Genomic DNA, 20,995 nt, shown 5'->3' with positions numbered 1-20,995 from the left:
CTCTGGTTTAGGCTACAGGAGCTTAAATATAGTCAATATAATCTTATACCCGGCCAGCACCGAGCCTTTCACCGTACCCGAAACTTTCGAGACGCCAATGCGCTTGCGGTAGTTTACGGGCACTTCCGCATACCGGATCTTTTGTTTGGCTGCGCGGGCCTGCATCTCCACGGTCCAGCCATAGTTGCGGTCGCGCATGCCCAGCTGCTGTAGCGTGCTGAAACGGATGGCCCGGAAAGGACCCAGATCAGTATAGCGGACACCGTAGAGCCAGCGCAGCAAGGTAGTGGCCAGCCAGTTGCCGAAGATCTGCTGCGGCATCAGTGCGCCTGCTTCCCGCTTTCCCAATACGCGTGAACCGATCACCAGGTCTGCACTGCCCTCCAGAATGGGCTGCACCACCTGCGGCAGTTCGCCGGGGTAGTCGGAATAGTCGCCATCCAGGAACACGATAAGGTCAGGCTGCTCCTGCAATGGCTTCTCGGCAACGTAGGCTATCCCTTTGAGACAGGCATTGCCATACCCTGGCCGGGGTTCGTCGAGCACGGTGGCACCGGCTGCCCGAGCGAACTCGGGGGTATTGTCCGACGAATTGTTGTTCACCACGATTACTTCCTGTACCAGATCGGCAGGTATGTCGCTGATAACGTGTGCGATGGAATTTTCTTCGTTGTAGGCGGGTATGATAACGCTGATTCGGGGCATGCTGCAAATTTGGGTAAAAATATTCTGCTAAGCTATTGAGGGTCAGGTATAGCTTTTGTGGTACTAAGTGTATTACATTTGCCAATTGAACCTTTCGGTAGTCGGAAGGCTTATAGAGAGTAGCACTTTTTTTTATTATGGGTAAAGATGTAGTTAAGATTGGAGATAAAGCCCCTGATTTTGAATTGCAGCGATTGGATGGTGGTTTTTTCCGACTTTACGAGTTGTTGAAGAAGAAAAACGTGGTGCTGTACTTCTACCCGAAGGACAGTTCAACCGATTGTACCAAACAAGCCTGTGAGTTCAGGGATCACTACGATACGTTCCAGGACCTGGACACCGAGGTCGTGTGCATCAGCTACGACAAGGCCGACGCCCACAAGCGCTTCGAGCGAATGTACCGTCTGCCTTTTACGCTGTTGAGCGATTGCGATGCACAGATCCGGAATCTGTACGGGGTGCCGCGCAAGTTCGGTATCATGCCGGGACGTTCCATCTATGTGATCGACAAGAAAGGGGAAGTGCAGTATGTGTTCAACTCCCTGTCAAAGCCAGCGGAGCACGTGCAGCAGGTACTGGATGTGTTGTACGACATCAACCACGACAGCATAGCGCAGTACGCTTAAGATTTGTAAAACCTTATAAATTGAAAAGGCCCGGTGTTTTTCGCACCGGGCCTTTGCTATGGTATAGCTTTTTTATGGGTATAGCTTCTTATTCGAAGATCAGCTCCAGTTTCTTGTCATTGTAGAACTCCACGCTCAGGAAGCCGCTCTGCTTGTTAAACAAAATGCGCTTCACGTTGGTCACTTTGCTGGCATCGCTGTTTACCACTTCGTATACCTCATTATAGAGCACATCGTTTACCTCGACAGAAGGGTAGGTCGGCTGGGCAAGGTTTAGCTTGTACTCACCCCGCTCATCCACGGCTACCGACACTTCCAGGCCCTTTTCGCGCTTTAGAAAATAGGTCGCAAGGCCTGGGTTTTTGGTGGCGCCTGTGTTGTTTCTGGCAACATCTTCCATCACACTGTACGCCTGCACATCAAAATGGCCAATGCAGTTGTCAGAAACGTTGTAGCCTTCGCCCGGTACCTGCTCGGCTACCAGCGCCGTGTTGGTGTAGGTCACAGTGTCGCCTACCTCGTTCAAAAAGCGGACAGTGTCTCCCCGATCGTAAACGAGCCATTCCACGTCCTTTTCGTCAAATTGAGTTGTTGTGGTGTCGCAATCTTTGCAAGAGGTAAAGAGCAGGGCCGCCAGTATAAATGCGCCTACCAGTTTGATACTGTGTGTCATTTGGGTGAAATTTGATTGTAATGGTGAATTGTTCCTTTGTTTTAGGTATAGCCATACCTACAGGTAAGAGTCGTTTTGGAGGCAAAGCGTTGCAAGCAGGTATAAAAATAAATGTTGCAACTCTTTTCGGTTATTGTTTGCGGGTCGTCCGCGTCAGGGTCCGTTTGTTCAAATAGGCCACCTGCAGAAAGCCAAACTCGCGGTTGAACAGGATGCGGCTCACGCCAGTCGCACTGCTGTCCGGATTCACGACATCGTACACATCCTGGTAAGTTATACCTCCTACGGCAAGAGAAGCATGATCCGGCGTGTCGGTATTCCGGATAGGAAGCTCGGCTTTGCCGGCCACTACCAGGCTCACGCGAATAGAATCGGGCATGCGCACGGCTACAACCGTTAGGGCAGGATAGCGTCGGTCGTTATGCTGCATCACGCTGGTGCGGCGGGTGTAGTACTGCTCAATGCACACATCGGCTGGGCTAAAACCTTCGCCAGGTATAGGATCGGAGTTAATGCGGGTGTTCAAAAACACGCGAACAGTATCCGGTGTGCTGCTGTCAACCATAAGAAGAGAGTCGCCGGAGTTGTACACAGTCCAGCTGCTGTCGCCGTTCTCAAACTGGGCCACCGTGGTTTCGCAGTCGTTGCAGGAGCTGAGCCACAGGGAGGCACCGAACAAGGACAGGTATAGGAGTAAGCGAATTGACTTCATACGTTCATTAGGCTATACTGCAAATTAACGAACTTAATCTGTTTGATAGTCTAAAAAACGCAGATTAGCGTCTTAGGGTAGGGATAAAATAAAAACAGCCGGATAAAACCCGGCTGCTCTGTTTAACTATCATCATCACATCACTCACTCACCTACCCTTACCATAACTGGCACTGGCTTCAACTCCGGTCTGAACACCAGCCAAAGGATAACCCCCAGGATGGTTCCGGTCATGAACGTCGGAATAACGACCAGTAAGCCCCTCACACCACGGCTTTCCGCGTCGTGGTAAGTCCACACCAGCATAAATACCACCAGTAAAGAATAAATGGCTAAGGTTAGAAAAAAGAGTAAACTTGCTATATCCGGCAAAAACGTTTCCATTATCAAAGATTTAAGTAATACAATATAAGGTACATATACCCTACACTTGTTAAACACGTATACCCGGTCTTTTGTTTATAACTATTTCAATACTACCATATGAATAAAAGTTATATGGAAACCCTATATTGTACTTATTTGGCTGAGTAGGTGTAAAAAGAAAAAAGCCACCCCCTCTCGGGGTGGCTTTTGCTCTTAATCTATAGGTATGCTATTTTCGAATGATCACTTTATGGGTACTGCTCCTGTCGCCATTACGCACCGTGAAGTAGTAGATGCCATTGGTGAGATCCTCCAGCGACAGGGTAGCGCCACTGCCTGCATCTTCTGCTGAAATTTCGTGCCGTGCCACCTGCTGACCAAGGGCATTGGCAACGGTTATCAGCACAGGGCCTGTCGCTTTCTCCGCCAGTTTCAGACTGATTCTGTTCTGAGCTGGGTTCGGGAACAGGATTTCACGCGTATCTGCCGCTTTGGCCGTAAGCACACTGCTCTGTGACAGACTGCCTGCCTTTAGCACGAGCGTTTCAGCGGTTGCATTGGCATCCCCTCCAAACCTAGAGGTGACATAGGCAGTGCTGCTCACCACAGTCGGGTTCGACACAATATCTACGTCATCCACATACCAACCGGTGGCACCTGTGAGCACATCAGAGCCCATGCGGAAACGGATCAGCACATTCTGGCCTTTGTAGCTACTCAGGTCCGCAATGGTCTGTATGTAGCCGTTGCTGCCACCCGTGAAGGCCGGTCCGTTAATAGTAGAGGCATTGAGCAGTGGGATTTCACCGTTGTAGCCGTTCTGGATCATTTTGCCGCCCAGGTTGCTCCAGGTGAGGCCGCGGTTCGTACTGATTTCGACTACACCACCGTCAAATCCGTCTTCGGTTGCGTAGCTGTGCCAGAAGCGAAGCAGCGCATTTTCTCCAACGGTCACAGGCTGCGCCGTGATCAGGTACTGGTCGCTGAAAGCGTCCGGATCCACGGCAAACCAGGAGGTGCCGCCGCTATGCGGGTTCTTGGTACTCAACTGCCAGTCACTCAGACCAAGGCCGCGGGCTGTCTTCCACTTGCCGCCACCACTCTCCATGTCATCGTGGAAGAACACGGTCGTGCCGGTGCCTTTGTTTACGCGTACCTTGAAAGTGCGCTCCAGCGTCTCACCCTGGGCCATCTTCACTGACTTGAAGGTTACTACCCCGTTGCTCAGCTTAGGCGCGTCTTTGCTTGATTCCTGTACGAATACAGTTCCCTCTGGCAGTGGGTTGGTAATGGATACATTGTTTACAGAGCCAGCTGTTTCATTTTTCACCGTGATCCTGTAGGTCAGTTCCCCACCGTCAGTAACCGGAGAAGGGGTGGCCTGCAGCTTAATGGCAAACTGCGGTTCGCAAGACGGTGGCATGTCAAAAGCTTCAGTGCCGTCGGTCAGGTCGTTGTTGCTGCCCTGCGTGGCGCTGTAGCCGAGGCCGCGCTTGGCAAAGGCACGCCAGATGTGGCATTGGTTGGCACCGCCGTTGTTGATACGGTCGGCAGCCAGAATGGCGTCGCGGGCATCAATGAAGCCAGGGCTGCAGGGCTGCAGTTTCAAACCGTCCATCACCAGTTGCAGGGCAATGTTGTTGCCGCCTTTGCCATTGTGCAGATCGGGGTCATAGCCGTATTCGTCGATCAGGTTCCAGGTCATATCCCACAGCATCGTAGCCCAAATGAAGCCCACCCCGTGCGGTACAGATATCTCCGGATTGGCGATCATCTTGTAGGTATAAGGGTTGATGCCCATGTCGGTGCTGTAAGGCGCTGGTCGTATACCGTTGCCGTCTATACCTTCAGAAAGTACATAAGTACCAATGCCACGGCGCTGCGTACCTGTGTCGCCAACGCGCATGGTCATCATCAAACCGAAGAAATCGCTCCAGCCTTCGCCGCCCTGCTCAGCGCCTGACAGACACTGTGTGCTTGGGCCACCGGTAAGGCGGGTGGATATGCCATGGCCGTACTCGTGGGCGATGATACCGTTGTCCAGGTCACCGTCGCGCAAGGGTGGTACGCCGCCTTCCAGGCGCAGAGCGCCGGTCAGGCCCTGGGCCAGTGCAGTCTTCAGTTTATCGCCGTCTGCTTTGCTGATCATGATGGTTGGAATCAGTACCAGTGCGCCTGTTTCATCGCCGCCCATCGACATAGCCGGGCCATCTATGTTGTTCACGACGATAACACCGGTGGCACCCGAGGCCTGTGCGTTGAGCGCTTTGGAGATGAAAGAGCAATCGCCACGATCAACCAACGCAATATTTCCGGTTATTTGTGCCTGGTTGTTGAAAGGGAGAGGTACAGAACCGGCCGGAAGCTCAGGAGCGGCGTTACAACCGTTGGCCGGATCCGCCAGCACGATCTTGCCCGATACGCCTGTTTCGTCAATCGCCGGACCAAAAGCCGCCTGCACACCGGTATAAGAGCCCGCTACTGCCGAAGGGGCCGTGATGTGGAGCAGTTTGGCAGGCACCGAAGAGGTCCAGAGGTACATCTGCATGCGGCCGGGTACACCGTCCTGCAGTGTCAGGAAATTGGCGTTGTTGGTACCGCCGCCATCCTGCGCCTCCGCCATCACGGCGTCCAGTCCCATGCCTTCACCCGTAAAATTCTTCTGCTGAAAGTTGCCGCTGGCTTCATCAAAACCATACTGGTAGAACAGGTCGTGGATGATGTTATTCCAGTAAAACAGGTTGGTGGTGGCTGCTTTCACATAGGTGTCAGGCTCTTTGGAGAGGTCGAGTGGGAAGTCGAAATTGAGGTTGAGTCCGCCGTCCGGGCTGGTGCCGGCATTGGCGCCCAGGCGGTCTTCGTAGGCATGCACGTTGTTGCCTTTGGTGATGGTGTAGGAGAGAAGACCATCGTTGTGCCAGCCGAGGGGCGAGGCAAGCGGGTTTTCCTTGCCTGTTACCAGGGTGCGGTCGCCATGGCTCGGTGTTTCGAAAGGGGCGTCGTAAATGCGGTAGGTACCGCTGGAAGCCACGGCAGCAGCTGCCACGCTACGCGGTGCGAAAGCCTGGGTATAGAAATCCTGTTGTGCTTTCAGTCGCTCCGCTTTTGTAGCCACGCGGCCTTTTCTGTTCTGCGTTACAAGGGCCATTTTCTGGTGCGGGTCATCTGTCACCACAGGCAGGCCCCAGTTATCGTGAATGACCAGGTCCTGCTGTTTGAGCACCTGCCCGGAAGCTGCGTCAATGCGCATGTTCCAGTAGTGCTGGGCGTCCGTGTTGTAGATGTCTACTTCCCAGGCCAGGCGCACATCACCGTTCGGCATAGGCTGGTAAACCAGTTTGGCAGGTATAGGCTGCAGTGAAATACCGCCATCTGTCAGCACCACAGCTTTAGCGGCGGCAGGCAGTTTGGGGGTAGGTGCTTTGCGTTCTTTTAGTTTAATGGGCTGCTTTGGGCTGAGCTTGAGCGCAGTAGCTGCTGCGATAGCGGCGCGCTCAGGGGAGAGGGCGGCCGCATTGCCTTTGATGGCACCGCGCAGGTTAGGTATAAACCGGTTGCCCATGTTGATCACATTGCCATCACGATCGATGTTGATGTTGATATTGGCGTCCACCACTTCAATGCCCTGGTGGCGCTGTCGGAGGTAGATGTGCGTGATGCCGTTGTGCTTGGAAGTATACTGGTCAGTGACCACGTAGTCGGAGAGATCAGCGGCATTGAGCTTGTATTCTGCCTTGGTCTGGTCGATGTGCCGCAGGGCTGCGTCGAGGGCAGACTGGGCGTTTGCATTGCCCGATACCAACAAAAGAATCAATCCAAGTAAAAACAATGGATTGCACGGTAATCTTAGTTTCATAGAGGAGAGTTTAGAATTAGAAATGTTACATATAGTATTCTTTGATGGGGTTTTAAATCGGGTTTAGGTGTGTTTCTTTGTACTATATAACTGTGCGTTACTTTGTATGCGCAGAATAGTAAAAGAGCGACACCTACCAGTTTTTAACTGATAATGATGCATTTACGAGGGTTGTTGGCCGATGGATTTGTGCGTCATAACATCATTGTAGAGGAGATTGTATCCCTTTTTGCATCTTTGGAGGATTAGGAGGGGATGTTTTGCAGCAATGGAAGGAAGACCTGCCTTAACTACTCATTTTATTTGCCAAGTAGCAGTCCTGACACGGACAGGGAAGACAGGAAAGGGAATAAGGGAAAAACACGTGGGCCTGTTTGTGCTAAATATTGTATTTTTTTAAAGTACGGGATAGGGTATTAAGAATGAGAAACAGGATAAAATTTATTGGCTTAAAGAATTTACCGGATTAGAATATTGCATTGAAATTGCACAAAAAAAATTAAAACATTTTTAAAGCTCAATTGTTTCGGCCATCCTTTAGTTGGTAGCTGTCCATTATCTTTCTTAAAATCTCCGTCATATAGCTTCCGCTTTGTGGACCGTAAAAGTTCATCGATCGGGTTTCATACTTCTTCAATGGGTAGTGCCGGTCAGGTGTTATATACCCGATGTAACCACCGTTGAACCCTGTTACCACGATAGGCAGGCCCTGTTGCTCGAGTAGGGGTAGAAATTCGCCCGAGTAATCAGCCGGAACACCCAGCAGCACAGCCTCGCCTAATTGCATACTGTTAATATAGGTGGGGTACTTGCCGAACAGCCAATGGAACAGGAAGGGAGCAAAACGCAAGTTGGTGTTCAAACGCCACTGCGGCTTGGGCAGCATAAGTGGGTGCCTGGCATGGCAGAGGCGGGCTGTGTGCTGCAGCTCAACTCCCGGCAGTTTTTCCAATATAGCGGCTGCCAGTTCCTGCCCCACAGCAGCCGTGCTTGCGTAGGTATCGCCATGCGGTGCCACCACAGCCTGACTGCCTACCGCGCCGGCCGCAAAGGCAGCAAAGTCCACACTTGTTTCCAGCTGGTCCACCAGCTCGCCCGGGTAGTCGCGCGAAAGCACCGGATCCATGGACGGCAGGATGGTGGGGTGGGCAGCGAAGGTGGCCAATACGGCCGTTTTACCGGAAACCTGCTCTATTTTGAAGAACCGAACTGTCGTATCTCTACCGGACACAGCGCCTGTCAGGCGATTGCGAACCAGCTGGGGCGCATAGGCTATACCGTATCCGAGTCTGGAAGGTCGCTTGTTTTGCCTGGCCAGCTGTATGCTCTGCACGATATGGGCTGTCGTCTGCTGTACCAGTTGCTTGCTATACCTGCCGGCCATCAATCTCCCCACCAGTTTCCGCCCCCAGCCTCCGAAGCTGCTATGCGTATGGGTGGCGCTCAGGTATACCTGTCCGGGGCTAAGTCCCATGGCAGCATACTCCTTCTCCAGCGCAGCAGCTACTGTCATGGGGGCAATCAGCATGTCCAGCACCACAAAAATGACTTCGGTCTGGCCATTGTCAAACGCGAACGTGCGCACCCACACTGAGTCGTGCACGGTGCTGTATCTTAGTCCTTTGCGCTTGCCATAGCCCGCCAGTGGGGTGCCCACTGGAGGGGTGATGTTTACTTTGGACCAGCCAACCTGCAGCGAATCGGCCTTATTGGTAACGGGAGGCTGCCCTTCGAGCTCCTGCAAGGTATGGCGGTAGTAATCGGTTTGGGCAAAGGGCGTGTAGTCGATGCGCTGTACCACGCAGCTTTGCATGGCGCAAAGCAACAGGCTTAGCAGCACCCACAGGCTGATTTTATTTTGTTTCCGGAATCCCAACCCTGCGAAGGTATAAAAATATTTAGCAAACAGTATGACAGCCAATTAGGGGCTCAGGTCAATTTACAGGCCTCAGATGTTTCGCTTTCTGGCAATATCGGTTAAATTTGACGTTCCTTACGCGAGCAGGTATACCTCAAGACAGGAGAACATGTGCGGGCGAATCAGGCAGGGCTGCGTTTATACCTTCCTTTGTGCTTTTTTCCCGCCTTACAGCTAGATTACTCTTTACCCAAATACATGGAATTAAACGTTGACCACCTAATCAAGATCGCCACCGAGCTTTCCATCACCATTAAGCAGGTGGAAGCCACGGCAACCTTGCTGGACGAAGGCGCTACCGTGCCCTTCATCTCCCGTTACCGAAAAGAGGCGACCGGCTCGCTCGACGAAGTGCAGGTTGCCGCCGTGCGCGACCGCCTGGAGCAGCTGCGCGAGCTCGACAAGCGCCGCGAGAGCATCCTCAAGTCCATCCGGGACCAGGAAAAGCTGACGCCGGAGCTGGAGGCACGCATTATGGCCGCCGAGACCATGGCCGTGCTCGAAGACATTTACCTGCCTTACAAGCCGAAGCGCCGCACCCGCGCCACCATCGCCCGCGAGAAAGGACTGGAGCCGCTGGCACAGCGCCTGTTTGAGCAGGAAAGCTTTGATGTAACGGCCGAGGCCGCCAATTATATCTCAGAAGAGAAAGAAGTAAAAGATGCCGAAGAGGCCCTAGCCGGTGCCCGCGACATCATGGCGGAGTGGATGAACGAGAATGCCGAGGCGCGTGCCACCATGCGCCAGCTTTTCGAGAAGAAAGGCACCTTCAAGAGCCGCGTGATGATGGGCAAGGAAGAAGAAGGCCAGAAGTTCAAAGACTATTTTGAGTGGGAAGAACCGATCGAGAAGGCCCCCTCGCACCGCATCCTGGCCATGCGCCGCGGCGAAACCGAAATGGTGCTGCTGCTCAGCGCTCAGCCGGACGAGGAAGAGGCACTTGAGCGACTGGAACGCATGTTTGTGAAGGGCAACAATGCCGCTGCGCAACAGGTGAAACTGGCCGCCAAGGACTGCTACAAGCGCATGCTTAAGCTGAGCATGGAAACCGAAGTACGCCTGACCTCTAAGAAACGTGCCGACGAAGAGGCGATCCGCGTATTCGCCGATAACCTGCGTCAGTTGCTGCTTTCTTCGCCACTTGGCCAGAAGACGGTGCTGGCGCTGGATCCGGGTTTCCGGACCGGTGTGAAGTCGGTGGTGCTCGACAAACAGGGCAAGCTGCTGCACAACGAAACGATCTACCCGCACACGGGTCAGCACAAGGAAAGCGAAGCCGCGCAGGCTGTCAGGTATATGGTAACTCGTTTTGAGGTAGAGGCCATTGCCATCGGCAACGGCACGGCCAGCCGCGAGACAGAAGCTTTCGTGAAGAGCCTGAAACTGCCTGCTTCGGTGCAGGTGCTGATGGTGAACGAAAGCGGCGCCTCCATTTACTCCGCCTCTGACGTGGCTCGGGAGGAATTCCCGGACCAGGACGTGACCGTGCGTGGCGCTGTTTCCATCGGTCGCCGCCTGATGGACCCGCTGGCCGAACTCGTAAAAATAGATCCAAAGTCGATCGGCGTGGGCCAGTACCAGCACGACGTAGACCAGACGGCCCTGAAGCACTCGCTGGACGACGTGGTGATGAGCTGCGTGAACGCCGTGGGTGTGGAAGTGAACACCGCCAGCAAGCAGCTGCTGACCTACGTGTCAGGCTTGGGGCCATCGCTTGCGCAGAACATCGTGGAGTACCGCAACCAGAACGGGCCGTTCAAAACCAGAACGGAACTGAAGAAAGTAGCACGACTGGGTGATAAAGCCTTTGAGCAGGCAGCAGGCTTCTTGAGAATTCGTGATGCCAAGAACCCGCTCGACGCTTCAGCCGTGCACCCGGAAAGTTACCCGATCGTGGAGCAGATGGCAAAAGACCTGGGCGTAACCGTGCAGGACCTGATGCAGAAAGACGAACTGCGCAAGCAGATCAATCTCAAAAACTACGTGACGGATACCGTCGGTTTGCCAACCCTGCAGGATATCATCAGTGAATTGGCTAAACCGGGGCGTGACCCGCGTCAGACCTTTGAGGCCTTCAGCTTCACGGAAGGCATCAACGAGATGAAAGACCTGCGTGAGGGCATGAAACTACCGGGCCTGGTAACCAATATCACCGCTTTCGGTGCCTTCGTGGACATCGGGGTGCACCAGGATGGACTGGTACACGTGAGCCATTTGTCTGACCGCTTCGTAACGAATCCACATGATGTGGTGAAGGTAGGGCAGAAGGTAGACGTAACCGTGCTGGAGGTGGACGTGCCGCGCAAACGCATTTCCCTGAGCATGAAAGGCGACCCTGCCGCAGCCAGACCTTCAGGCGGAGGTGGCGGCAAGAAAGCCGGCGCTACCAAACGCGAAGAGGAGCCAGCCAACGATTTCGCGGCCAAACTCGCCATGCTGAAAGGCAAGTTTAAGTAAGCCATACCTGACTCAGGTATAGAGAAAGCCCCGGCGAGCAGCCGGGGCTTTTTGCTTGTATGCCCGACCATACCTGATAGCAGGGAGATATAAACTGCACGCAGCAACTATAATAGCCCCAACGCACGTATCCATTATAACGAAATAGAACAAAACCAATAAGCTATGGATACATACAACGCCAATTACTCCAAGATGCTCCAGACGGAGCATATATTCCCGCCGGCTTCCGGGTCGAGCCACATCAACGTAAGCCGTCCGGAGCGGGTGCTTTCCGCTGTGGGAGGCGCTGCGCTGGCACTCGTCGGACTGCGTCAATCCGGTACTGCCGGCATCCTCACAGCTTTGGCAGGCGGTGCGTTACTCTTTAGAGGCTTTACCGGCTTTTGCTTCGTTAACAACATGATTGGCCGTGACACGGCAGAGAACGAAGACATTTCGGTGGACATCATCAAGACCATTACAGTAGAGCGGCCCCGCACAGAGGTATACCAGTTCTGGCGCATGCTCGAGAACCTGCCTAAGTTCATGGAGCACCTCGAAAGCGTACAGTCCAACGGGCCGCAGCGCTCGCACTGGGTGGCCAAGATTCCGGGAGGTGTGGGCACTGTTTCCTGGGACGCTGACATCATTCACGAAAAGGAAAACGAGCTGATCGCCTGGCGCTCCCTGCCAAACTCCGACATCGACAATGCCGGGGAGGTACGTTTCTCCGATTCGCCGGATGGCCACGGCACCATTGTGCAGGCTGTTATTTCTTACAGTCCGCCAGCGGGTTCTGTCGGAGGCTTAGCGGCCAAGATGCTCAATCCGATGCTCAAGACGATGGTGGAAAAGGACCTGCGTTACTTCAAGCGCTACATGGAAACGGGTGAGGAGAAGCACAAGCACCATCAGCCGCTCGGCGCAACATGATCGATCTGTAGGTATACAGAAACAGTAAAGTCGATAGGAAGCAGGTATGGCGCGGGCTATACCTGTTTTTTTTTGTGCCTCACCTGAATTAATTATTGCTAACTATTGCTTTATTTGCATATCAGAATGTATGATAATGCCTTGTAGATGAATAAAGTATGGAACGTTGCGCTGTCGCTGGCTCTGTTGCTAGCGGGTCTGTCCTGCAAGCAGGCACAGGATATCAAGGCGTTTACAGAAGCAAGGTATAGTCTGCAAAGTGTAAAGCAGATCAGGCTCAACGGAATCGATGTGGAGGAGCGCATACAGCAACGACGCGGCTTCACGCATGCGGAGGGCGATAGTTTGCTGACGGCCGTCACCAGCAACTCACTGAAGTTAAGCGCCACCCTGGCATTGCACGTGGCCCTGCAGGACCAAAGCGAGGATAAACGGAACCTTACCATCACACGCCTGAAATGGCTGCTGGAAGTAGACGGAGAAGATGCGCTGACCGGCACCATCGAGGAAACCATGGTGCTGCATGAGGGGCTGAACCAACTGCCGGTCGCCACGCCAGTGGGGTTGACATCCGATGGCAACATGCCCAATTATACAGGCCTGTCGAGGCTGATTACGCTGCTGGGACAGAAAACCGATATCCGGGAGCGGGTTACCCTCAAGATCAAGCCCACGATTAAAACACCGGTCGGAAATATTGAGTCGCCCGCCTTTATCACGGTTAGCAAACCGAGAAGTTTGGTGGCTTTCTTCAGATAAGGTATAGGTGCCCGCTCTGGTTGAACGAAAAGAATAAATCTGGCAAAGTACTTGCATAGCAAGCTATACCAGCGTCCACTTATTTTTCGTTTTGGATATGCTGTGTTTATCCACCTACAGAAAGGGACCTCCTATGAATCGATTGAACATCACTTGCCTGGCCCTGCTACTGGCCCTGACTCCGCTATTTGCGGCGGTGGCAGCAGCTGTTCCTGGTCCGGCGCCCTATACCACCGCCAAAGCCGCCCCCCGCGACGTGATCAGCGAGATTATTGACGTGATTGGTCTCAAGCCGCGCTTTGAGGTGCGCTCTGCCAACATCGAGAATGCCGCCGCCGTCATCCACAACGGCAAGCGCTATATCCTGTACGACGAACGTTTTCTGAATGCCATCAACAACGCGGTGCACACTGACTGGGCCGGGGTGAGTATTCTGGCGCATGAGATCGGGCATCACCTGAACGGCCATACCTTGTCGAGCCAGGGCAGTAACCACGCCGATGAATTGGAGGCCGATGAGTTTTCGGGCTTTGTGCTCCGCAAAATGGGAGCCAGCCTGGAGGAGGCGCAGGCTGCCATGCAGGTGTTGTCAGAGGAAAGAAGCTCGGCTACGCATCCGGGACGCAACTATCGGCTGGCAGCTATCAGCAAAGGCTGGGGCAATGCCGACGCCCAGCTAATGGCCAGTGCGAACGGGCAGCAGCAACAGTCTAGGGCAACTAGGAGCCGCCCGCCACAGCAGGAAAGAGAGCAGATGCAGCAGCAGCAACCCAGGGCTAATACGGTCGCACAGGGACTGGACAGCAGGCTGGTGCTGCGCAAAGTGGTGTTCAATAATGCGCCCGACGAGCAGTTCTTCCTGACCACGCGTCTGCAACTGGTGCACATGACTGAACAGGGCGCCCGCGTCATCGGCAAGCTGGAACGTACCAATAACCGCGATTATCCTTTTTACTTCGAGAGTGATTTCCTGCAGGGCCTGTTTGTGACTGACAGTGGTGTGCTCGTTAACCAGCGCGGGCAAAGAGTAGGGCATTTCAGCTAAAAATTAGTGATGGCATTAAATTATTGAGTGGACGAAGCAGGCCGCTTTATGCAGCTGTAGCAGGATTATTTAACCTGCTATATTAATTAAGCTACATAAAACTATGAAACCTGCTAATTTTGGGCGCTGGATGCTTTTGCTTATCCTGCCCGTAGTGCTGCCTACCTCCTGCGGCGATGAAGTAGATTGTATCCGGGGAAAGGGCGATGTGGAAACCCGGGAGTTTAACCTAGATGCGGTCAGCGGACTGCGCGTGAACGGGGATACCCGTGTGTTTGTTAGACGGGGAGCGACGCAGCGGATCGAGGTACGGGCGCAGCCCAATGTGCTGGATGCGATCAGTACCAATGTGTCAAACGGCGTTTGGGATCTCAGCTTCGATAGATGCCTGCGCAGCCACAAAACCGTGGAAGTGCAGATGACGGTTCCAGAGCTGAGCAGCGCTGAACTGATCGGGTCGGGGCGAATAGAGCTGCTGGATGAATTCGAAGCAAGTGACTTCCGCGCTGTGCTCGATGGTTCCGGCTCTCTCCGAATAAATGCCCTGGCTGACAGGTTAACCAGCAAACTGACCGGTTCTGGCAATATCGACCTGGTCGGGGAGGCGGACGCACAGGATATCAGCCTGTCCGGCTCCGGTAACGTAAAGTCCTTTGGTATGCCCAGTGGAAGTGCCGGCGTGGCGCTGAGCGGCTCCGGCAATGTGGAGGTAAACGCTGCCAATGAACTGGCCGTTACGATCTCGGGCAGCGGAAACGTGTATTACCAGGGAAATCCGACTATTAACTCAACTATTTCAGGCTCAGGCAAAGTAATAAAGCGCTGAGCAGTTTAAAGCAAATGATCAAAAAGACAAATCTCCTAACCTTCGCCCTGCTGCTAGGTATAGCCTTATTCGCATTCTCATGCGGTACCAAGAGCGATGTTGATGCTTTTAAGGAAGCAAAGTATAGCCTGTCAGGTATAAATGAAGTGAAGCTGAACGGCGTGAATGTGCTGAACAAGAAGCGGCCCGAGGATTTCTCCTTCAGTGAGGCGGCCCTGCTGCTTTCGGCCTTTTCGGACAACAACCTGTCTGCCTTCTCCAGCTTGGGGTTGAACGTAGAACTGGACGAGGGCAGCCAGGATCGCAGCATGACCGTGACCAAACTGAAATGGCAATTGCTGCTGGATGGCAAGCAAACGCTGAGCGGCATCGTGGACGAGCCGGTGGAGTTGCGGCATGGACTTAACACCATTAACGTGCGCACGCCCATTCAGATAGCCGAGGAAAATGGCAAACCTAGTTTAAATAACTTATTGCGCCTGGTTACCATGTTTTCCGAGTCCGGTGGCTCCACCAAGCCGGATGTGATGCTCCAGATCAAGCCGACCATACAGACCTCGGTAGGACCGGTAGAATTGCCCGCTTTTATCAATGTAAAGAATTAGAATCCAATTAGTTATTGTGCTGAAACGGGCCGGTCTGCTGATCGGTCCGTTTTGTTTTTAGCGATATTCAGGGCCATCCGGAGGCCTCAGTAAGCAGAAATGTAGTTTGTTTTAAATTTATTGTAACATTTGCAGCCGGTGAACGTAAGTGGCACGCTCCTTGTTTAAATCACATCTGACAACCATTTGTAAGACCACTAAAACAGGAACGAACATGGAATTCGACGTAATCGAAGCAAACGACCTACAGGCACTTGTAACCAGAGTACAGGACTACGTTAAAACAGGCTGGGTGCTGAAAGGCGAGCTTTTTGAGAAAGACGGAAATTATACACAGGAAGTAGAGCGCCGTGTGGCAGAGCAGCAAAAGCGAGCTTCGGCACGCCAGAAAAGCTGGATAGCCTGGCCTGTCCTGAACAACTAATATTTTGTAAGGACGTGTTGGCGATTTTATAGTAATTTCGCTTAAAATAATAGCCATGAAACGCCACCTCTCCCTTGTCCTTTTACTTGTCTGTGCACTGCAGTTCTCTGTCCTGGCTCAGAAAACCGTACTCGATTCACAACTGCTGCTGCATGACGTAAAGGTGCTTTCTGCCGACTCGATGGCGGGCCGACTGAGCGGCACAGAGGGCAACCGGATGGCACAGGAGTACATTGAGAAGCGTTTCAACGAGATCGGGCTGCAGGCCTATAACAACAGCTACCGCCATACCTTCCGCCTGGAGGGGAGGAGCATCGTAGTAGAGGAAGCTGTCAACCTGATCGGCTTTATACCTGGCAAAACCGACAAAGCCATCGTCCTGACGGCGCACTACGACCACGTGGGCGTGCGCAAGGGCGAGATCTACAACGGGGCCGACGACAATGCCTCCGGCGTGGGGGCGCTATTGGCTGCTGCCACTTATTTCAAGAAAAACAAACCATACTATACCCTGATCTTCGCCGCACTCGATGGCGAAGAACTGGGCCTGCAGGGCGCCAATGCCTTTCTGGAAAATTCACCGCTTGCCCTCGACCTGATGCAGCTGAACGTGAACATGGACATGCTCAGTGTGAATGAAAAGGGCGAGCTATACGCCAGTGGTGCGTACCACTATCCGGCCCTGTTGCCGCTGCTGCAACAGGTAAAGCCAAGGCCACAGGCCAGGCTTCTAACAGGCCACGACCGGCCTGAGCAAGGTAAGAACGACTGGACACGGCAGTCAGATCATTACCAATTCCACAAGCGCCAGATTCCCTACATTTACTTCGGCGTGGAGGACCATCCGCACTACCACAAGCCAACGGATGTGTACGAAAATATCAATCCCACCTTTTATCCGGATGCGGCCGCACTCGTCATCGACTTTGTTCAGCTTCTGAACAAAAAGCGCCCAAGTCTCCGTGCAAGTGCTTCAACGACTGGCTTTTAGTAGTAGGGGTTAGCATCTACCAAACCAGCTTCGCAACACAGGAAGGTATAGCACCATTTATATTATCATGGCTATATTATAATGTATTCATAAATTTTAATGATCCTTTCTTTTGGCCCTGCGTAGATAAGGGGAGCAAGCCCACCAAGGCCAATACCTGGGCTGCAAGCCACACAAACCTTAATGAGAAACCTGTCTGAAGCATGAACAGGAGCAGCTACTTCCTTCTATTATTATTTTCGGTCACCTTTCTATTTTGCAATACCGCACAGGCGCAGAATAGTGGATTTCGCCGCATGGGTGTAAGTAAGATTCCCGAGCGTGGACTCGTCATCCAAGCTGGAGCTGGTCTAGCCGCTGTGAAAAGCGATATATGCGGCAGTTATGGTTGTAACGAAATCGGCTCTGCCTTCAGCATAGGTGCTTTGTTCAAGTATAATCCATTTTGGTCATTCAATGGCGAAGTCGAGTATCTAAAACTGAGTGCGGTTTCGAAAGACTCGAAAAATATTACTATTGAGTCAAGGGTAATAGATGTGTCTGGAATGCTGGTATACAATCTGATGGATAGTTACGCCGGATCAAACAACTATCGCTCTTTGCGCAAACGCTTTGCTGTCCCCTTTGTAAAAGGTGGGATTGGCTTCGTATACTACACTCCTAGTTCTTATCCGACCAACAGGCCTCCAAATTCCGATATTACTTATGACCGACTGAGGTCATATCCTGCAATAGCCGGGGTAATCCCGATTGGAGGTGGTATCAGGTTCCGCTTCTCTGACCAGATCAGTATCGCGCCAGAAGTCATGTACCATCTTACTACCACAGACTATCTCGACAACAACAATCAAAGTCAGAACAACAAAGACCACTACGGCGTGGTGTCCGTCAAACTACTGTACACCCCGATGCCTAAGAATGAGGTGTTCACCAGCAAACGTCAAGGTATAAAGCCTTTCAAAAAGAAAAAGTAAGCAGCGCTATACCTGCCCGTTCCCGATCCGCGAACCTACATCCCCCGCCTTCCCGTAGACAAAAAGCCGGAACAGCTGTCAGTATGCTGCTTCCGGCTATACCCGTTATACCTACAATGCTATGAAAACAGAACAGAAAAGAAACCTGTGGTGGCTGGCGGCCGGAGCAGGCGCTTTGCTGGCAGCCCGTGCCATCAACCGCAAACTGAATGCCTACAGCTTCCGAAACAAAACAGTGCTGATAACGGGCGGTGCCCGCGGACTGGGCTTTGTGATGGCGCGGCAACTGGCCAAGGAGGGTGCCCGGCTGGTGCTGTGCTCCCGCGATGAAATGCAGTTGGAAGACGCCCGCATGGAGCTGGCAGGGAATGGGGCCGACGTACTGGTGCTCCCCTGCGATGTAACACAGCAGGCGCAGGTAGAGCAGATGATCGAACGGGTGCAGCGGGAGTTTGGCCAGATCGACGTGCTGATCAACAACGCGGGCATCATCACGGCGGGACCGCTAGAGGAGATGACCGTGAAAGACTTTGAGGAGGCGATGCAGACGCATTTCTGGGGACCGCTGTATACCACTCTGGCCGTGCTGCCTTCCATGAAGACCCGCGGCGGCGGACGTATCCTGAACATTGCCTCCATTGGCGGAAAACTGGGTGTGCCGCACCTGGTGCCTTACAGCGCCAGCAAATTCGCCCTGGTTGGCTTATCCGAAGGCTTGCGTGCTGAGCTGAAGCAGTATAATATTATTGTCACCTGCGCCTCTCCGGGCCTGATGCAGACCGGCAGTCCGCGGCATGCCAACGTCAAGGGGCAACACGAAGAGGAATATACATTGTTTAAGATCATGGACTCAAGCCCGCTTACTTCCATCAGCGCGGAAGATTCTGCCAAATCGATTCTGGATGCCTGCCGGAATGGCGATGCTGAAGTGGTGACGTCTATACCTGCCAAAATTGGTGCTTTCATCCATGGGCTCTCCCCGGAAACCACAACGGATGTATTTGCATTGCTCAACCGCATGCTGCCGGGACCAACCGGAGAGCAGCGGGCCAAGAAGGGCTATGAGAGTGAGACACCGCTTTCCATGTCCGGCCTGACGGAGCGCACCCAGAAAGCAGCCTTCCGCAACAACGAACTGTAACACGAACATTAACCAATATCTGATGGCAGGCTATACCCTGGCTTTGCCTATATTCGCCCTTATGGAAATCAAAAAGAGAGAGACGGCCTACGACGGCTACTTCAAGATTTATAAACTGACCGTTGCCCAGAACGGCCATACCTTTACGCGGGAGCAATTTGACCGGGGTACCGCTGTGGCCGCCATGGTATACGACACGGAGAAACAGCTTTACATCCTCACCCGTCAGTTTCGGGTAGGCTCTGAATCGGAATTGGTGGAAGTGGTGGCAGGTATGGTGGACGAAGGCGAGAGCCCGGAAACCAGCATTGCCCGCGAAATAGAGGAAGAGATTGGCTACAGCGTAGACAGCCTGCAGCACCTGCATACCTTTTACTCCTCGCCAGGTGGCACGACCGAGAAAGTGCTGCTGTACTACGCCGAGGTATCGCATCAGCATGCTGAAGGCGGCGGCAAGGACGACGAGCACGAGCACATTGAACTGGTGAGCTATACCCGGGAAGAACTTCTGAAAGAAAGCTTTACCGATGCCAAGACCATCATCGCCCAGCAATGGGTGCAGCTACAAGGCTAAAAGCAAAGTATACAGTTATAAAAAGCGTCAGCCACTCGTATGAGCAGCTGACGCTTTTTGTTGATGGCAGCTTACCTGATTGTGCCGGGCTTCAGTTTATCCGCAAACACTTTTCTGAACTTATCCACCTTCGGCCGGATCACGAAACTGCAATAAGGCTCGTGACCGTGGGTGTTGAAGTAATTCGTATGATAGTCTTCGGCCGGGTAGAATTCCTGCAAAGGTTCGATCATTGTCACGATCGGGTCATCGAAGGCACCTGAAGCGTCAAGCTCCTTTAGGTATTGCTCAGCTTTTTGGCGCTGCTCGTTGTTGTGGTAGAGCACGATGGAGCGGTACTGCGGCCCGATGTCGTTGCCCTGCCTGTTCAGCGTGGTTGGGTCATGGGTTTTCCAGAATACCTCTAGTAATTCATCGTAGCTGATAGTGGCCGGGTCGTAGGTGATTTGCAGCACTTCGGCATGACCCGTAGTGCCGGAGGTCACCTGCTTATAGGTGGGGTTCTCCATGTGCCCGCCCGCATAGCCCGACTCCACTTTCTGCACGCCTGCCAGCTCCTGAAACACCGCTTCGGTACACCAGAAGCATCCTCCTCCAAATGTCGCTTTTTCCATCTTTTTCGCTTTAATGTAGGTATAGGCAATCAGCCAAAAACCTTTGGCTGTACCTGTGCAAAGGTATAAGGACTAAACCAATAAGCCCTCCAATAGTTTTAATTGCGCATGTTTCGCATCGTACTCTGGGCGTCAGCGGCTCCTTCCAGGGTCAGGTACTCGGCCTGCAAGGCCCTGATCTTGAGCTTGTCGCTGTTCGAAATCTGGTTTTCTACCTGGCCGCGGCGCAGGTTCAGCTGGCCATACACATTGTCCACATAGTCCCAGTCGTGCTGCGTCCAGTTGCGGCGCTTGGCCCGGATAACGCCCATAAAAGTGAGATACGCCTCGCGCATGTCCTGCGGTGCTATGTTTTCGATATCCTTAAATTCGCGGAGCAGCTGCTCTTCCCACTGGTCCAGCTCTGCACGGTCCAGCGGCGTGTTCAACCGTCTTTCCTGTCGGTTCTCCCAGCGTTCGTAGCGTTCCTTCAGGCGGGCGTATTCTGCCTTGGATTCGACGGAAAGGCTGTCCAGGTTCTGCTCAATTTCTGCGGATCGCACCCGGAAATCTTCTTTTATTTCCGGCATCTCCCGCTGAATGGCCGTGTCGCCACGTTCCACTTTCTCGTTCATCCAGCCTCGCAGCGACTCCAGGCGCTCACCCACGGTGCGGCCCGTACGTTCTACGCGGGCAGTGTCTTCAGGTACGTCCACGGTTATTTCTTCTGTCTCCTGCGCCGTGCGGTTGCCTTCGCAGCCCCAAAGGAGCAGGGCTGTCAGGAGGCAAATCAGGTATGTTGTTCTAGTGTGAAGCATTTCTTTTTCAAAGTTTT

20 protein-coding genes are annotated in these 20,995 nt (G+C 53.1%); 12 read left to right on the top strand and 8 right to left on the bottom strand.

What is annotated here, in order from left to right; all coding sequences use genetic code 11:
- Window positions 1-12 precede the first annotated feature (12 nt).
- On the bottom strand, window positions 13-705 hold the full coding sequence (locus Q4E40_RS02320; protein ID WP_303409791.1) for a glycosyltransferase family 2 protein: 693 nt from the start codon (window positions 703-705) through the stop codon (window positions 13-15).
- Window positions 706-842: 137 nt separating this feature from the next.
- Here Q4E40_RS02320 and Q4E40_RS02315 point away from each other — a divergent pair, with 137 nt between their 5' ends.
- Window positions 843-1,331: a peroxiredoxin gene (locus tag Q4E40_RS02315; protein WP_303409790.1), complete on the top strand. Its 489-nt coding sequence runs from the start codon at window positions 843-845 to the stop codon at window positions 1,329-1,331.
- 88 nt (window positions 1,332-1,419) lie between these two features.
- Here the strand turns inward: Q4E40_RS02315 and Q4E40_RS02310 are convergent, their stop codons facing one another.
- The 5 genes from Q4E40_RS02310 to Q4E40_RS02290 form a co-directional block, all read right to left on the bottom strand.
- Window positions 1,420-2,004, bottom strand: a complete 585-nt coding sequence (locus Q4E40_RS02310; protein ID WP_303409789.1) for a hypothetical protein — start codon at window positions 2,002-2,004, stop codon at window positions 1,420-1,422.
- A gap of 130 nt (window positions 2,005-2,134) precedes the next feature.
- Window positions 2,135-2,716, bottom strand: coding sequence for a hypothetical protein (locus tag Q4E40_RS02305; RefSeq protein WP_303409788.1), 582 nt, complete (start codon window positions 2,714-2,716; stop codon window positions 2,135-2,137).
- 144 nt (window positions 2,717-2,860) lie between these two features.
- Window positions 2,861-3,100 carry a hypothetical protein gene (locus tag Q4E40_RS02300; protein WP_303409787.1) on the bottom strand — a complete coding sequence of 80 codons (240 nt, stop codon included), beginning with the start codon at window positions 3,098-3,100 and terminating at the stop codon, window positions 2,861-2,863.
- 211 nt (window positions 3,101-3,311) lie between these two features.
- A complete protein-coding gene (locus Q4E40_RS02295) occupies window positions 3,312-6,938 on the bottom strand; it encodes a T9SS-dependent M36 family metallopeptidase (protein ID WP_303409786.1) in 3,627 nt (1,208 codons plus the stop codon).
- A gap of 517 nt (window positions 6,939-7,455) precedes the next feature.
- Window positions 7,456-8,814: a neutral/alkaline non-lysosomal ceramidase N-terminal domain-containing protein gene (locus Q4E40_RS02290; protein WP_303409785.1), complete on the bottom strand. Its 1,359-nt coding sequence runs from the start codon at window positions 8,812-8,814 to the stop codon at window positions 7,456-7,458.
- Between the two features lie 240 nt (window positions 8,815-9,054).
- On the opposite strand from Q4E40_RS02290, the gene Q4E40_RS02285 reads away from it, so the two are divergent.
- The 11 genes from Q4E40_RS02285 to Q4E40_RS02235 all read left to right on the top strand — a co-directional run bounded on the left by Q4E40_RS02285 (window position 9,055) and on the right by Q4E40_RS02235 (window position 19,567).
- Window positions 9,055-11,313, top strand: coding sequence for a Tex family protein (locus Q4E40_RS02285; protein WP_303409784.1), 2,259 nt, complete (start codon window positions 9,055-9,057; stop codon window positions 11,311-11,313).
- A 165-nt stretch (window positions 11,314-11,478) separates the two neighbouring features.
- Window positions 11,479-12,228, top strand: coding sequence for a YgaP-like transmembrane domain (locus Q4E40_RS02280; RefSeq protein ID WP_303409783.1), 750 nt, complete (start codon window positions 11,479-11,481; stop codon window positions 12,226-12,228).
- 147 nt (window positions 12,229-12,375) lie between these two features.
- Entirely contained in the window at window positions 12,376-12,987 is a 612-nt protein-coding gene (locus tag Q4E40_RS02275; RefSeq protein WP_303409782.1) for a hypothetical protein, read from the top strand.
- Window positions 12,988-13,120: 133 nt separating this feature from the next.
- Window positions 13,121-14,032, top strand: a complete 912-nt coding sequence (locus tag Q4E40_RS02270; protein ID WP_303409781.1) for a M48 family metalloprotease — start codon at window positions 13,121-13,123, stop codon at window positions 14,030-14,032.
- A gap of 103 nt (window positions 14,033-14,135) precedes the next feature.
- On the top strand, window positions 14,136-14,858 hold the full coding sequence (locus tag Q4E40_RS02265; protein WP_303409780.1) for a head GIN domain-containing protein: 723 nt from the start codon (window positions 14,136-14,138) through the stop codon (window positions 14,856-14,858).
- 14 nt (window positions 14,859-14,872) lie between these two features.
- A complete protein-coding gene (locus tag Q4E40_RS02260; RefSeq protein ID WP_303409779.1) occupies window positions 14,873-15,463 on the top strand; it encodes a hypothetical protein in 591 nt (196 codons plus the stop codon).
- Window positions 15,464-15,677: 214 nt separating this feature from the next.
- Window positions 15,678-15,887 (top strand): hypothetical protein, encoded by a 210-nt coding sequence (locus tag Q4E40_RS02255; protein WP_303409778.1) that lies wholly within the window; start codon window positions 15,678-15,680, stop codon window positions 15,885-15,887.
- A gap of 55 nt (window positions 15,888-15,942) precedes the next feature.
- Window positions 15,943-16,878, top strand: coding sequence for a M28 family peptidase (locus Q4E40_RS02250; RefSeq protein ID WP_303409777.1), 936 nt, complete (start codon window positions 15,943-15,945; stop codon window positions 16,876-16,878).
- A 203-nt stretch (window positions 16,879-17,081) separates the two neighbouring features.
- On the top strand, window positions 17,082-17,852 hold the full coding sequence (locus tag Q4E40_RS02245; RefSeq protein WP_303409776.1) for an outer membrane beta-barrel protein: 771 nt from the start codon (window positions 17,082-17,084) through the stop codon (window positions 17,850-17,852).
- A 121-nt stretch (window positions 17,853-17,973) separates the two neighbouring features.
- Entirely contained in the window at window positions 17,974-18,993 is a 1,020-nt protein-coding gene (locus tag Q4E40_RS02240; RefSeq protein ID WP_303409775.1) for an SDR family NAD(P)-dependent oxidoreductase, read from the top strand.
- A 22-nt stretch (window positions 18,994-19,015) separates the two neighbouring features.
- On the top strand, window positions 19,016-19,567 hold the full coding sequence (locus Q4E40_RS02235) for an NUDIX domain-containing protein (protein ID WP_303409774.1): 552 nt from the start codon (window positions 19,016-19,018) through the stop codon (window positions 19,565-19,567).
- A gap of 71 nt (window positions 19,568-19,638) precedes the next feature.
- On the opposite strand, the gene msrA is transcribed toward Q4E40_RS02235, so the two are convergent.
- Window positions 19,639-20,181, bottom strand: coding sequence for a peptide-methionine (S)-S-oxide reductase MsrA (gene msrA, locus Q4E40_RS02230; protein ID WP_303409773.1), 543 nt, complete (start codon window positions 20,179-20,181; stop codon window positions 19,639-19,641).
- Between the two features lie 98 nt (window positions 20,182-20,279).
- Entirely contained in the window at window positions 20,280-20,978 is a 699-nt protein-coding gene (locus Q4E40_RS02225; RefSeq protein WP_303409772.1) for a hypothetical protein, read from the bottom strand.
- Window positions 20,979-20,995: the final 17 nt, after the last annotated feature.

It is taken from the genome of Pontibacter coccineus (assembly GCF_030546575.1).
Taxonomy (GTDB): domain Bacteria; phylum Bacteroidota; class Bacteroidia; order Cytophagales; family Hymenobacteraceae; genus Pontibacter; species Pontibacter coccineus.
This window is presented reverse-complemented; position numbering and strand designations above follow the sequence as displayed.